Origin of the sequence: Sphingobacterium faecale (genome assembly GCF_016746095.1) — a bacterium.
Taxonomy (GTDB): Bacteria; Bacteroidota; Bacteroidia; order Sphingobacteriales; family Sphingobacteriaceae; genus Sphingobacterium; species Sphingobacterium faecale.
The window spans coordinates 295,477-309,787 of sequence record NZ_JAERTY010000005.1 but is presented as its reverse complement, the minus strand read 5'-3'; the positions used below and the strand labels follow the sequence as shown (position 1 = coordinate 309,787).

The following is a 14,311-nucleotide window of genomic DNA, read 5'->3' as shown; positions in this document are numbered from 1 at the left end:
GTTTCTCGTCCTGAAAGAACTCGGTAGATTTAACCATTGTTACCGTTTTTGTTAAAATGAAATAAAGAGAGACATAAGCTGAACGGCCTTCTAGAAAGGTAACACAAAACGAATTCACCTGTGATATAATTTCTTAAATACTCCCCTTAACTGTGTGGATGTCTTTACTACATGAATTAGATAATTTTTATTGTACTCCTCACTCGTTTATTTATTCTTAATTTTAAGACTTTTTTGCATTCCTATAGCCGAAATGGTAAATGTTTTGTCCGGATTATGGAGTCGTTCTTAAAAAGAAAGATCTTGTAATATAATATCCGGCTCTTCGCTTAAATGATACACGCTCATCTTGTCTCTTTCATAAGTATAGAATTCCCAACCCGTACCTGTATAGATGGCGTAATAATTTTTGTTTGCCAACCCGGTGAATTGAAGCACTCCGCCAAGCCCCTTTCTATACGGTTTTTTAACACCTAACAAATGACCAAATTCCCATCTGGATAGGGAATCCAGCCCCGATACTCGGGAATCCAGCGAGAAGGTAACTGTATCCTTTTTTAAGCCGGGATTACTGTGGGTGATAGCATAATCTCCGGATAATAGATATGACACCATCACTACGTTAAGGCTCTTCTGACTTAGCTGAGGATCAGGCTTCATAGTACTACTAGGTCTTTTAATCAGGTTCTTTTCAGGCATTCGACCAAGTATAGTCTGTCAGTTACAGTGAGTATAGTTGAGCAGTAATCTTTGCCAGCTGTTTTTCAAGCTCTCGGATCTTGTATATTCGAGGCCAAACCTATATTGCGATTCCGGTTTTAGGTTACGGTTTCCTATACGGTTATAATTTTTTTGCGTCTGTCCCTAATTGCAAGTAATTCCTCCATTTCTGGCTGAATAGGTTGGAGATAATCCAAAACTTTAGGCAATTACAGCAATTCTGAAAAGTTCCGGCCGGTGTATGTGCTCCTGTATATAGTCTAGTACCTGAAATAAACGCACATCTACATTGGAATGATATTTTTCGGTTTAATAATAGCAATATTTCTCGCAGCAATCACAATAATAGCGTTGACCAAATAGCTGTTGCAAATAAAATTAATTATGTTAAATAAGAAACGAGCCGATTTGATCTTGCAAAGTAAGCGATAAAGAATTTTAATTAGGATAGGTCAGTAAAGCTGACCTATCCTAATTAAAATCAGTGTAGCTGTCCCATCTCTTTCACGATTGCCGTTTGGGTGACAGTCCCAATAGGAACCAGAGGTAGTCGGACATGGTCATTGCCGATACCTATTTGATTAAGGATGTGTTTTACGCCCCCTGGATTCCCCTCCACGAAGCACAGGTCGGTAATCGTCAAGAGCTGGCTGTGTATGCTCCTTGCTTCTTGGTACTTGCCTTCTGAGCATAATCTGGCCAACGTAGATACCAATTTTGGGTAAGCATTTCCGATAACCGAAATCACACCGACAGCACCTAGAGCCATCATCGGTAGGGTCACAGGATCGTCGCCTGATATCAACACAAAGTCCTTAGGTTTGTCTCTCAGTATTTCAGAGAATTGACTGAAGCTGCCTGATGCTTCTTTGATAGCTACGATATTTGAAAAGTCTTTAGCGAGGCGTAGGGTAGTGGCGGCGGTCATGTTGCTGCCTGTTCTACCCGGTACATTGTAAAGGATGATAGGTAGTTTAGAAATTTTAGCTATCGCCTTATAGTGTTGGTATATACCTTCCTGCGTAGGTTTGTTATAGTACGGTGATACGGAGAGGATAGCGCAATACCCTTTGACATCGAAATCCTGTATCTGCTGTACAATCTCCATCGTATTATTGCCACCGATGCCCGCAACAAGTGGAACACGTCCCTTGACCTTATCTGCTGTAAATTTCCAGACCTGCTTTCGTTCTTCAGTGCTTAATGTCGCTGTCTCTCCAGTTGTACCTAGTGATACCAGGTAATTCATTCCTTCTTCGATCTGAAACTCGATCAGTCGACCCAGTGTTTCAAAATCAATTGTTCCATCTGCATTAAAAGGGGTAACTAAGGCTACTCCTGCGCCCTGAATCTCATTCATTGTTTTAAGTCTGATTTTTAATATATTATTTTTTATGGATTAATCATGTTCAATAGTTCCTCATCAGATATGATCGGTACTTTTAGCTTCTCGGCTTTCATTAACTTGGAAGGTCCCATTTTGTCTCCCGCAACCAAGAAATTGAGTTTGGAAGATATACTGCTTAACATTTTTCCGCCGTGGGATTCAATCAATGCAGTTAGCTCTTCTCTACTATAAGTCGCAAAGACACCGGATATCAAAAAGGTCTTGCCCGCAAGACTATCACCTGCTAATAACATTGTTTTTTCTTCGATTTCAAATTGCAACCCGGCTGCTTTTAGTTTATCCAGCTCAGCCTGATGTTCGGGCTGTAAAAAGTATTGATGAACACTTTCAGCAATCCGTATGCCGATGTCCTGTACCGATGCAATCTCTTCTATAGAAGCTAGCATAAGCTGGTCCAGCGATTTAAAGTGCAATGCGAGTTTTCTGGCAACTGTCTCGCCAACATGCCGTATACCGAGTGCGAAGAGGACTTTTTCAAAAGGCTTGCTTTTTGAAAGCTCTATTCCTGCGATCATATTGTCAATGGACTTTTGTCCAAATCGTTCGATGGTAACCAGATCGCCCCGTTTTCCGGCCAGGGAATAGATATCCGAAATATGACGGAGTAGGTGAAGCTTGTGGAAAGTAACGATGGTTTCAGCCCCCAAACCTTGTATATCCATCATTTTTCGGCCTATGAAATGCTGGAGCTTGCCGATTATCTGGGGTTCACAGCCGTCTTCGTTAGGACAGTAATGGACCGCTTCACCTTCTTCACGTACCAAAGCTGTCCCACATTCCGGACAATATTCCGGATACTTGATAGGTGATGCTTCTGGCATTCTTTTCTCGATATTAACGCCTACTACTTTAGGGATTATCTCACCGCCTTTCTCTACGTATACCGTGTCGCCTTGGTGTAATCCCAATCGTTCGATTTCATTTGCATTATGAAGGGAAGCTCTTTTTACGGTAGTGCCGGCCAGTACCACAGGAGCAAGGTTGGCAATCGGTGTCACAGCTCCTGTACGCCCAATCTGATACGTGACAGCCTCGAGTATGGTCTCTGCCTGCTCCGCTTTGAATTTATAGGAAGTGGCCCAACGGGGAGATTTCGCCGTGAATCCGAGTTCCTCCTGATAGGCGTAATCGTTTACTTTTATTACAATTCCATCAATGTCGTAGGTCAACTGATGGCGGGCACTGTCCCAATAATGGACAAAATCCAATACCTCCTCGATCGAATTGCATAGCTTGCTATGATCGGAAACCGGGAACCCCCAATCGTGAACAGCTGAAAGACTTTCCCAATGTGACTGATAGGCTCTGTTCCTGTTGTCCATATACAGAAAGTAGAGAAAGCAGTCCAATGGACGTCTAGCTACTTCAGCGGAATCCTGTAGCTTCAAAGTTCCAGAAGCAAAGTTTCTTGGATTAGCATAAGTTGGATCACCATTCTCTTCCCGTTCTTTATTAAGTCTCAAAAAAGCCGACTTATGCATAAAAATCTCTCCCCTGATCTCAAATAGTTCTGGATATTGGCGGTCGGGTCTGAGCTGATGTGGAATGCTACGGATAGTACGTACATTGTTCGTTACATCGTCGCCCTGTATACCGTCACCACGCGTCACGGCTTGGGTCAACTTGCCATTCTCATAGGTTAACGAAATCGAAAGCCCATCAAACTTGAGTTCGCAGACATACTGTACCTTATGGCCGATGGCCTTTTGTATACGCTCATCAAATTCTATAAGCTCTTGTTCACTATACGTATTGCTGAGCGACAACATGGGCCACTTGTGGCGTACTGTATTAAATTTGGAGGTAATATCCCCTCCGACTTTCAAAGTCGGTGAATTGGGGTCCCGATATTGGGGATAGGATGACTCTAAAGCTTCCAGTTCTTTTAGTTTCTGGTCAAAGTCATAATCTGATATTGCTGAGTTGGCCAATACATAATATTGGTAATTGTAGGCATTTAACTCCGCTGTCAATTGTTCTATTTTCGTTTGGATATCCTGCGACATATACAACGAAATTAAGAAAAATTGAAGGTCTAATATAATTTTGGAGCAATATTTTAATCTGGATTATTCCAAAGAAAGCATATTATATTGGGGCTGTTCGTTATTTATTCTTTAAATAAAAATTATTCGTAGGTAAGTCTGAGAAATACTGCATTTTGTTCATGTAATAGTCCCAAATGATGCATTTTTTATAAAGTCCATATTTGTTGTAAGTCTTGAGAATTTTTTTTCTTTTGGCCGCATTTCTAAAGAAGTTGAGAAAAAAATACTGATGCGCTCTGCTTACCGCCCATGCGTCTCTTGGTTTTCCTTTCAGAAGAAAATGAAGCAGTGCGACCAAGTCTAACCAAAGGCGTGCAAAAATAGCCCAGACCGCCATCCAGAACGAAAGGTTCTTCTGTAGCATTACGAGACTGTTTCTAAAATTCAAGTAAGTCTTTTGAGGATTACTTGTGTTTAATGTCCCTCCGCCTACATGGTAGATAATACTTTTGGGGCAGTAACCAATTCGATACCCCAGTTTCTTAAGGCGCCAGCAAAGATCGATTTCTTCCATGTGGGCAAAGAAGTCTGCATCAAACCCCTGCACCTGTCTCCAAGCGTCCGATTGGATAAATAAAGCAGCTCCTGTGGCCCAAAAGACTTCTTTCTCGTCATTGTATTGGCCGTTGTCCAGTTCGACTGAATGCAGCACACGCCCTCTACAGAAAGGGTAACCGTAGCTATCCATATAGCCTCCGGCAGCTCCAGCATGCTCAAAGCTTTCTTTTTTGTGAAAGGAGCGGATTTTAGGTTGTGCCGCTACATAGTCTTCTCTGATCATCATGTCGATGACGGGCTCTATCCATGACGGGCTGACTTCAACATCCGAGTTGAGTAGGACGTAGTAAGGTGCATCTACCTGTTCCAGGACTTGATTATAACCTCCTGCAAAGCCCAAGTTCTCTTTGTTTTGGATAATTCGGATTTGTGGAAAATTCTCTTTTACAAAAGAGATCGAGTCATCCGTTGAAGCGTTATCTCCAATGATGAATTCTATATTGGGGTATGTACTGTTGTATATCGAGGGCAAAAACTTTTCTAAGAAATATTTGCCATTCCAGTTCAATATTACAACGGCGACCTTAGGGTATTGTGTCATGCTTTGTTTTTTCTCTGTCTTTTCCATCGATTATGAGACCATAGCCAGTATTGCGGCTGCTCACGGATGATCTGCTCCGTAAACTCATTGTGTATATGCGTTATTTCATGATCACCATATTCGGATGGTTGCTCTACTAAAGTTGTAAATTTACAAAAATAATAACCTCTTTTTGGTTTTCTTCCGATATGACAGAAAACTACCGGATTGCCTGTCATTTTAGCAATGCGCTCAGTGCCTGTATATACCAGGGTTTCTTGGTTCAAGAAGGTCATATAATAGTCCGAGTCCTGATATACCGGAGTCTGATCGGCCACAAACATGCTGATATGCGGTGTGTTTTTCAAACGTACAATATGTCTCAAAATCTGCTTCATGGGTACCATGGTGGCTCCAAATCGGGTTCGGACTCCATTGTAAATTTGATTGATATCGTTGTTGTTTAGGGGTTTGTATATGACCAGACGGTCGAAGTCGGTCATCAGAGACAGCCGATGTATTCCCAACTCCCAATTCCCGTAATGTGCTGTCACACCTATGACAGCTTTTCCCGCATTGAAATGCCGGTATACTTCTTCCGGATTGCTAAGTTCGATGCGCTTTATTACTTCTTCGGGTTTAATGCTGAACATTTTTATGACCTCGACAATAATATCGGGGAAGTAGCGATAGAATTTTTTGGCGATCTCCTTTATCTCTGCTTCCGTTTTCTCAGGGAATGAATTTCGAAGATTTTTAAAAACTACTTTCTTTCGGTAACCCAGTACATGATAGATTAATATATACAATACATCCGAGATCCCATACAGCATCCAAAATGGCATTCTGGACATTACTTGTAATAGAAAATGTAGTATACTTTTTTTCATTCGTGAACATTGTCTTTGTAATGGCCTGATGGAATATTCCATGAATATTGCCTTTGCGGAGACCGTGACTTTCTCGTTACGCAAACTTAGATAAAAAGCGTAGCATTCGCGAATACCTGCCAGAAAAAGAATAGGAAATTAAACATTTACAGCTTGTATCGGAAATATCCTTTAATAACGTTATTTTTGTGGCCAAATTCAAAGTTAGTTTTAAAGTATGTCAAATCCTGTCCTATTATCTGCAAATTATCTTCCCCCAGTTTCCTATTTCCATGCTATTGCTCAAAATACGGGCACAATACTCCTGGATCAACACGAGCATTTTCCGAAGCAGACCTATAGAAGCAGAACCCATATTGCAACAGCCAACGGAATATTGGATTTGATGATCCCCATACAGCACGGACGGAAGGAGCATGTAGCGATGAAGGAAGTCAAGATCAGTTATGATCACGACTGGCAGCGCTTACATTGGGCAAGTATACAGACAGCCTACCGCAGTTCGGCTTATTTTGAGTACTATGAAGATGAGTTTGCCCCATTTTATGAGCGACAGTTCGAGTTTCTTTTCGATTTTAATCGCGAGCAACTTGAATTGATGCTACGATTGTTGAAGATACAGCGAGAGATACAGTGTACGGATCGTTACGTAAAGAACTATGAAGGTTTGGACTTCAGGACATCGATTCATCCGAAAAAGGCTTCGTTATATGCCAATCCCAAAGTTTATTATCAGGTTTTCGAAGAGAAGACAGGCTTTCAGTCTAATGTCAGCATCATCGACTTACTATTCAATCAAGGTCCTCAGAGTAAAATGTACCTGTAGATTTAGTAGGCCAAAATCTATACCTTTTATAAAACCATAAAAGGAGATCATTGTTATATGTGGACGTAACCCTATTACGTACCTTATAATATATAACGATGAATCGAGCTTTATTAGTGTTTGTAATGATGCTGCCGTCCATTATACTGTTTGCACAACAGGGGGTAGATACCATTCATTATAAAAAGGTGTATTATTTTGCCGGTACCGGCTTGGGGATTCCATTGGGGAAAGCCAGAGATGTACTTTCTCCAAAGCTTTTTGTGGGAAGCATGGGGTTGGATATCGCATTGAACAATCCCAAATACTACCTGTATCCAGCGCTGTATATGTTGGCATTCAAGTACGACCAGAAAGCTCCAGATCCCGAATTTAATACTATCCTGAAAAATGGGCTCTCCAATTTCTATATGTTGAGTATGGCAGCGGGAACGCGAAGGCAATTTGAACGGCTCAATACCTATGTTTATTTAGGACCAACTATTGGTTTGGTACACGAACCGCGATCTAATCTTGTCGATAATGTGGTCCATATCGAGTATCTGAAATCTATTGCCTTCGGTACGAAATTAGGAATAGGCGCCGACTATCGATTTAATGGCTTTTTTATTGGTACCGAAGTGGGGTACATGTATAACGTGAATCGGGTACAAAGACAGCCTTTTCATGCGCTAACCTTAATGGTTGGGCTCAAATCAGATATCACCCGGCTGAGTGATAAAGTTGTCGAAATATTAGCTCCGCACTAATCCATATGGGGGTCTATGGGGACATGCGGGCAACAATCAAAAAGATTTGTTAAAAAATGTTAACTATTGGTTGCCGATACAATTAAACCACAAGAGATAGCGTTATAAGGGTGAATATAACATTCATAATTTCATAATTTAGGTTAATAATTGGTTTGGTAAATCCTGAAGCTCCCCGCTTCAGGATTTTTCTATTAGGTACATGTAGGGGGATATAGGTGGTTCAATTTGTGAATATCCATTGAGCAGTGCCTGTGATATTGTCAGTAAAAGAGATATCGGATAGGGCACAAAGTTGGAGTAATCATTGAGTGCGAAATTTTATTTATTGAGACGTAATATTTTTATGTTAAAATACTGTTAAATATCCGTTCAACTATTAGTTTGGTACCTCATTTGCATTAGTTGTAATGAATATAAAATTCATAATTTCATATTTAGGTTAATAATTGGTTTGGTAAATCCTGGAGCTCCCCGCTTCAGGATTTTTTTATAAACGGGCTACATCTTGATTTTATTGATATCCCAGGTTCTTGTATTTAAAATAAGGAGTTGGTTTCTGAAATCAGATGTCTCGGTTATTATTCTTAGGGTCTCTTGTACCATCATCAGCCCCAGTATGCCGGGTACGGTATTCATGACCCCATTAAGATCGCAGTTCGGTACGTCTTCAGCTGCGGGGGGAGTGGGGAATATATCACGAAGATTTTTGGAACCCTGGTAATTGAAAACAGCAAGCTGGATTTCGAAGTTAAGTATCGAACCATATACCAACGGCTTGTATAACCTTACACAGGCATCATTAATAATGTATCGACTGGTAAAATTATCTGTACCGTCAAGTACGATATCATAAGCAGATACGTAGGCGTCTACGTTTTCATCGGTTATTTTCGCTATGATGGGTTCAAAACATACGTCTGGATTGAGTGCCTTGATGGCCTGCTGGGCGGATAGGACTTTAGGTACTGTCAGGTTCGTTTGCTGGTGTATGACCTGTCGATGTAAGTTGTGGATTTCGACAAGGTCAAAGTCAATACATGCGATCGTACCTATACCTGCGGCAGCAAGATATAATAGAATTGGGGCTCCCAATCCGCCTGCGCCGATTACAAGGACACGACTCTGGCAGATCTTTGCTTGTCCATCAATACCTATGGGAGGGAAGGAGATTTGTTTTTTATACCTCAGGATCTGTTCTTTCGTCAGTTTCATCTTTTTCGGGTCTAGTATTCAATTTGCCAATCTTTCCATACTGGTTGATAGCCTTTTTTTGCAATCAACGCTGCTATCGCTGCCGGCGACCGTTCGTCACTGATTTCAAATTGTTCCAGCGATTCCGGTGCGATTACATAGCCACCTGGATTGGTTTTTGAGCCGGCACTCATGGCGGTAACCCCCAGTGGGATGATATGGTCTCTAAATACAGGGTGCTCTCGGGTCGACAGCGAAATTTCGAGATCTGGATTCCATATCCGATACGCACATATCAACTGCAAGAGATCATCGTCACGCATCACAAAGTTAGGTTCAACGATTCCTGTTGCCGGACGTAATCTGGGAAAAGAGACACTATACTTTGTCTGCCAGTATTTTTTTTGGAGGTAATCGATATGCAATGCGGTAAAAAAACTGTCGACCCGCCAGTCCTCCAGCCCGAGCAGTACGCCAAGTCCGATTTTGTGCATGCCAGCTTGGCCTATTCGGTCGGGTGTCTCCAGTCTGTATCGAAAGTTAGACTTCTTTCCTTTAGGGTGATAGGTTTTGTATACCTCTCGGTGATAGGTCTCTTGGTACACCATCACCCCATTAACCTTAGCTTCGTGCAAAGCGCTGTAGTCCTCACGGTCGAGTGGCTGTACTTCTATTGCTATTTGGGCAAATAGCGAGCGGAGCTGCTCTACAGCCTGTAGGAAATATGGCGTACCCACGGTATGGTTAGACTCGCCCGTCACGAGAAGAACGTGCTGAAACCCCATAGCCTGGAGCGCTTGTGCTTCTATTTGTATCTCGCTCGATGTCAATGTACGCCTCGGTAATTTGTTGTCCATGCTAAAACCACAGTAGGTGCAGATATTCTGACATTCGTTACTGAGATACAGCGGAGCGTACAGCTGTATGTTTTTACCAAACCGTCGGGTCGTAATCTGGTGCGATAGCTGTGCCATCCCCTCCAGCATTGGTTTGGCGGCTGGCGATAGGAGACGCAGAAAATCATCTATATTACGATCGCTCTTATGAAGCGATTGTTGAACCTGTTGTGGTGTCGTGCTGTATATTTTCTGAGCCGTCTCCTCCCAAGAGTAGGCTTCGAAAACCGGGGTAAAAGTCGAATTCATGAGGAGTAGGACTGGGTTAGAAATTCGGTCAGGGGGCTGCTGCCTATGGCTTTGGCTTCGGAGTTATTTATGCCGGTTTCGTAAGCGAGGCGACCCGATTCTATAGCCTTGGCAAATGCTTGTGCGATTGCTACAGGATCATTGGAAACGGCTACAGCCGTATTGATCAATACCGCATCTGCACCGATTTCCATGGCTTTACAGGCATCAGAAGGGCTTCCTATACCGGCGTCCACGATCACCGGAACCTGACTCTGTTCGATGATAATAGATAAGAATTCTAGAGTCTTTAAGCCTTGATTGCTGCCTATAGGCGATCCCAAAGGCATTACGGCAGCTGTGCCTACCTCTTCCAAGCGCTTGCACAGAACCGGATCTGCATGTATATAGGGGAGAACCACGAATCCCTGCTTGGCCAATTCCTCACAGGCCAGGAGTGTCTCGATGGGATCAGGCATCAAGTATTTGGGATCGGGATGTATTTCCAGCTTGATCCAATTCGTCTGCATAGCTTCTCGGGCGAGCTGTGCAGCCAGAACAGCTTCTTTTGCAGTTCGGGCTCCAGATGTATTTGGCAGTAATTGCATTTGATCCAGATTGATATAGGATAGGATGTCGTCGTCTTCTATATGGAGGCCAATGCGTTTTAGCGCTACCGTCACGAGCTCGCTTCCGGAGGCGACAAGAGCATCCCTCATCAGTTGTGGAGACCCAAATTTGCCTGTTCCCATAAAGAATCTGGACTGAAAGGTGCGATCTGCGATTGTCAATTGGTTCATAATGCTATTTTTTAAGTTTTAATTCAGGGTTGAGGTTATTCAATTCTTTGGACATGGCGACACCGTATATGCCTATGTCAGCTAAGGGGTCGATGTCAGCTAGGCGTACTCCTCCAATGGCAAATAGGGGCGGGGTCGGAATCTCCTTCAGTCGGTCGACAAGCTGCTGGTAACCCTCGAATCCAAGAGTGGGACTCAGATTCTGTTTTGTTGCTGTAAATCGCAGAGGACCTACTCCGATGTAATCACAGCCCTCGCTGATTCGCTGCAGTACATCGTCTAGGGTGTTGGCGGTTCCGCCTATGATTTTTTTGTTTCCGAGCGCCGCCCGAGCTACTTCGATACTGTCGTCTTGAAGACCCAGATGGACACCATCAGCTCCGACAGCCTGTGCTATATCGATATGGTCGTTGATGATATAAGTGAAGCTGTAGCTTGTCTGGAGCTGCTTCACTTGTTGTGCGAGTTGCCGAATGGACTGGGATTCTTCGGTTTTAAAGCGGAGCTGGATCCAGTCTATTCCCTTCTTCAATACCGCTGTAATATTTTCTAGTTGCTCTTCTGCTGTTGTTCCAGAGGATATATACTGAATTTTGCTATACATTTTTGTTTTTTATAGTTGATTGTACCATAGGTTGTAACAGGTCTTGAACTGTGCAAAAGGATCATCGGACAGCCATACACTTCCGCAGAGTGCGACGTCCTCAACGTTTTGCTTTAGCAATTCGATGTTATGCGTTGCGATACCGCCTAGAGCGATGAGGTTCGTCGAGAAGTTCTCCCGTTTTTCCGTACAGTGTAGATCTTCATTCGGCCGGTACCCTTTCTTCGAAATACTTGAAAATACGGGACTGATAAAGGCATCCTGATAGCTGGACGAGAGACTATTGAACTCCGCCCAGCTATGCACCGAGGTACTGATGCGATAGCCCGTATGTCCATCAGCCTGCAAAGATGGCGGACGTAATGAAGCTGGATAGTGTAAACGCTCCAAGCCCCAGGTACGACTTAGATCCGGATAGCTGTGCAGTACCAGTTTCTTTCGTTCCTCCGGAGTAAACCCTGCTAAAAACTCGTCCATCTCCGGTATGGACATCGTGGGTTTCCGTATATGAACGATGACATCGGTATAGCTTACAAACATCCGTATCAATCTGCTTTCATGAGGCGTGGGGCCTGGTAGTGTTATGATCCGCATCTACAGGTATATTTCTTTGCCTGATTCAATGTACTCTGTTGATTTTTGCAGCATTCCCTCAGCGACACTGTCTCTGATTTCCTGTGTGATTTTCATCGAGCAGAATTTAGGGCCACACATGGAGCAAAAATGAGCTACTTTGGCTCCGTCGGCAGGTAAGGTTTCATCATGGTACTCCCGAGCTGTTTCAGGATCCAGAGCCAGGTTGAACTGATCTTCCCAGCGGAATTCAAAACGGGCTTTGCTGAGGACATTGTCTCGGTATTGAGCGCCAGGATGGCCTTTTGCCAGATCTGCAGCATGGGCTGCGATTTTGTAGGTGATAACCCCGTCTTTGACATCCTTTTTATTGGGAAGCCCCAGGTGCTCCTTAGGGGTTACGTAACATAACATGGCGCAGCCATACCACCCGATCATGGCAGCTCCTATGGCCGAAGTGATATGGTCGTAACCAGGTGCGATGTCTGTCGTCAGGGGGCCTAAGGTGTAGAAAGGAGCTTCGTCGCAGCATTCTAATTGTTTTTCCATATTTTCTTTGATCAGGTGCATCGGTACATGACCTGGCCCCTCGATCATCACCTGTACATCGTGTTTCCAGGCTATCTTGGTCAACTCGCCAAGGGTCTCCAATTCCGCAAATTGAGCTTCATCGTTAGCATCTGCTATAGAACCAGGACGTAAGCCATCCCCCAGAGAGAATGCGATATCGTACTTTTTCATAATCTCGCATATTTCTTCAAAGTGTGTGTAGAGGAAACTCTCTTTATGGTGAAACAGGCACCACTTGGCCATGATGGAACCTCCACGGGATACAATTCCGGTCACCCGTGCGGCGGTGAGGTGGATGTAACGGAGCAGTACTCCGGCATGGATCGTAAAATAGGAAACACCCTGCTCAGCTTGTTCGATGAGGGTATCCCTAAAGATCTCCCAGGTGAGGTCTTCGGCTACACCATTGACCTTTTCGAGCGCTTGATAGATAGGCACTGTTCCGATAGGCACTGGGGAGTTTCTGATAATCCATTCTCGGGTCTCGTGTATGTTTTTTCCGGTTGATAGGTCCATGATGGTATCAGCTCCCCATCGACAGGCCCATACGGCTTTTTCAACTTCCTCCTCGATACTCGATGTTACGGCACTATTTCCGATGTTTGCATTGATCTTGACCAAGAAATTGCGGCCTATAATCATAGGTTCGCTCTCCGGATGGTTGATATTATTGGGTATTATTGCTCGTCCGGCAGCTATCTCATCACGAACAAACTCTGGCGTGATCCGCTTGGTCGGCGTCCTGGCTCCAAAGCTATAGCCCTTATGTTGCTGTGTCATCGCCGCTTGTGCGCTTTCCAATTGCTCGATACGTTGGTTTTCCCGAATGGCGACATACTCCATCTCTGCCGTAATAATACCTTTGCGTGCATAGTGCAGCTGCGTTACATTATGCGCTGCTTTCGCCTGCTTGGGTTTATGTTGGTAGTCAAAGCGAAGATGTTCCAATTTGGGATCATTGGCTCGCTCGTTTCCATATTCAGAACTGATCTTGTCCAAAATTTCGACGTCATTTCTCTCCAGTATCCAGGATTCGCGAAGACGGTCGATGCCTTTTTTGATATCGATCACTTTGCTCGAGTCTGTATACGGTCCCGAGGTGTCATACACGGTGATGGGGGGATTTTCCTCGATACCGCCCGTGCTCAAGCGTGTTGGAGACAGGCTGATTTCGCGCATCGCCACCTGAATAGGGAATAGTGTGCCCGGAATATAGACTTTTCTGGCATTCGGAAAGGGCTGTGTCGTAATCGTTGTGTTTTCTTGATTTTTCATGGTTATTGGGTTTATCCGCCCTGTGTGGCGGTAATGATGAGGATTTCGTCGTGGTTGGAGATAGGGGTAGCCGGCCAGTCCTGACGAGGTACGACTTGGTTGTTGAGTGCTACAGCAATACCATTGCTTTTTAAATCCGGAATCAAGGTCGACAGCGTATCGGCCAGCGAATGCGGTAAGTCGTCCTGAAGTTGATGGGATTGATTGTTGATTTTTATCTGCATCGTATTAAAAAGTTTATTATTAATACTTTAGGAATGCAGCGAAAGCACAGCTATCGATGGATAGCCATTAAGTGAAAGGTACACTTACTTTTCCCTACGCTAGTATGAACTAGATCAGGTTCCAAGGGTAAAATCTCAGCCTGCCTTGCAGACACCCCTAAAGTATTTGGTACAAGGATAAGAGATATTGTTGTGAAATAAAAATTTTTCAAGTATTTGTTTCTTTTT

Annotated in this window: 14 protein-coding genes and 1 riboswitch; of the genes, 2 read left to right on the top strand and 12 right to left on the bottom strand. The window is 43.6% G+C overall.

The features are described from left to right. Positions 1-288: 288 nt before the first annotated feature. The 5 genes from JKG61_RS11250 to JKG61_RS11230 form a co-directional block, all read right to left on the bottom strand. Positions 289-660, bottom strand: a complete 372-nt coding sequence (locus JKG61_RS11250) for a hypothetical protein (RefSeq protein WP_202103074.1) — start codon at positions 658-660, stop codon at positions 289-291. Between the two features lie 541 nt (positions 661-1,201). After that, positions 1,202-2,080, bottom strand: a complete 879-nt coding sequence (dapA, locus tag JKG61_RS11245) for a 4-hydroxy-tetrahydrodipicolinate synthase (protein ID WP_202103073.1) — start codon at positions 2,078-2,080, stop codon at positions 1,202-1,204. 32 nt (positions 2,081-2,112) lie between these two features. Beyond that, on the bottom strand, positions 2,113-4,134 hold the full coding sequence (gene ligA / locus JKG61_RS11240) for an NAD-dependent DNA ligase LigA (RefSeq protein ID WP_202103072.1): 2,022 nt from the start codon (positions 4,132-4,134) through the stop codon (positions 2,113-2,115). A gap of 100 nt (positions 4,135-4,234) precedes the next feature. Then, a complete protein-coding gene (locus tag JKG61_RS11235) occupies positions 4,235-5,302 on the bottom strand; it encodes a glycosyltransferase family 2 protein (RefSeq protein WP_237249453.1) in 1,068 nt (355 codons plus the stop codon). Next, a complete protein-coding gene (locus tag JKG61_RS11230; protein ID WP_202103071.1) occupies positions 5,272-6,144 on the bottom strand; it encodes a lysophospholipid acyltransferase family protein in 873 nt (290 codons plus the stop codon). Before JKG61_RS11230 ends, JKG61_RS11235 begins: the two co-directional genes overlap by 31 nt. Before the next feature lie 217 nt (positions 6,145-6,361). Between JKG61_RS11230 and JKG61_RS11225 the strand changes: the two genes are divergently transcribed. Together JKG61_RS11225 and JKG61_RS11220 are read left to right on the top strand one after the other, a co-directional pair. After that, entirely contained in the window at positions 6,362-6,970 is a 609-nt protein-coding gene (locus JKG61_RS11225) for a WbqC family protein (protein WP_202103070.1), read from the top strand. 98 nt (positions 6,971-7,068) lie between these two features. After that, positions 7,069-7,719: a hypothetical protein gene (locus JKG61_RS11220; protein ID WP_202103069.1), complete on the top strand. Its 651-nt coding sequence runs from the start codon at positions 7,069-7,071 to the stop codon at positions 7,717-7,719. A gap of 501 nt (positions 7,720-8,220) precedes the next feature. On the opposite strand, the gene JKG61_RS11215 is transcribed toward JKG61_RS11220, so the two are convergent. Genes JKG61_RS11215 through thiS form a run of 7 tightly spaced genes read right to left on the bottom strand, consistent with a single transcriptional unit; the run spans position 8,221 to position 14,083 of the window. Then, positions 8,221-8,934, bottom strand: coding sequence for a HesA/MoeB/ThiF family protein (locus JKG61_RS11215; protein ID WP_202103068.1), 714 nt, complete (start codon positions 8,932-8,934; stop codon positions 8,221-8,223). Between the two features lie 11 nt (positions 8,935-8,945). Next, positions 8,946-10,058, bottom strand: coding sequence for a 2-iminoacetate synthase ThiH (gene thiH / locus JKG61_RS11210; RefSeq protein WP_202103067.1), 1,113 nt, complete (start codon positions 10,056-10,058; stop codon positions 8,946-8,948). Then, entirely contained in the window at positions 10,055-10,837 is a 783-nt protein-coding gene (locus tag JKG61_RS11205; protein ID WP_202103066.1) for a thiazole synthase, read from the bottom strand. Before JKG61_RS11205 ends, thiH begins: the two co-directional genes overlap by 4 nt. Before the next feature lie 4 nt (positions 10,838-10,841). After that, entirely contained in the window at positions 10,842-11,441 is a 600-nt protein-coding gene (gene thiE / locus JKG61_RS11200; protein WP_202103065.1) for a thiamine phosphate synthase, read from the bottom strand. A 9-nt stretch (positions 11,442-11,450) separates the two neighbouring features. Then, on the bottom strand, positions 11,451-12,035 hold the full coding sequence (locus tag JKG61_RS11195; protein ID WP_202103064.1) for a thiamine phosphate synthase: 585 nt from the start codon (positions 12,033-12,035) through the stop codon (positions 11,451-11,453). Beyond that, a complete protein-coding gene (gene thiC, locus JKG61_RS11190) occupies positions 12,036-13,859 on the bottom strand; it encodes a phosphomethylpyrimidine synthase ThiC (protein WP_021071544.1) in 1,824 nt (607 codons plus the stop codon). Between the two features lie 11 nt (positions 13,860-13,870). Next, the gene (gene thiS / locus JKG61_RS11185; RefSeq protein ID WP_202103063.1) at positions 13,871-14,083 is read right to left on the bottom strand and encodes a sulfur carrier protein ThiS; all 213 of its coding nucleotides are present in this window, start codon (positions 14,081-14,083) and stop codon (positions 13,871-13,873) included. Positions 14,084-14,157: 74 nt separating this feature from the next. Further along, positions 14,158-14,252, bottom strand: a riboswitch (TPP riboswitch). Positions 14,253-14,311: the final 59 nt, after the last annotated feature.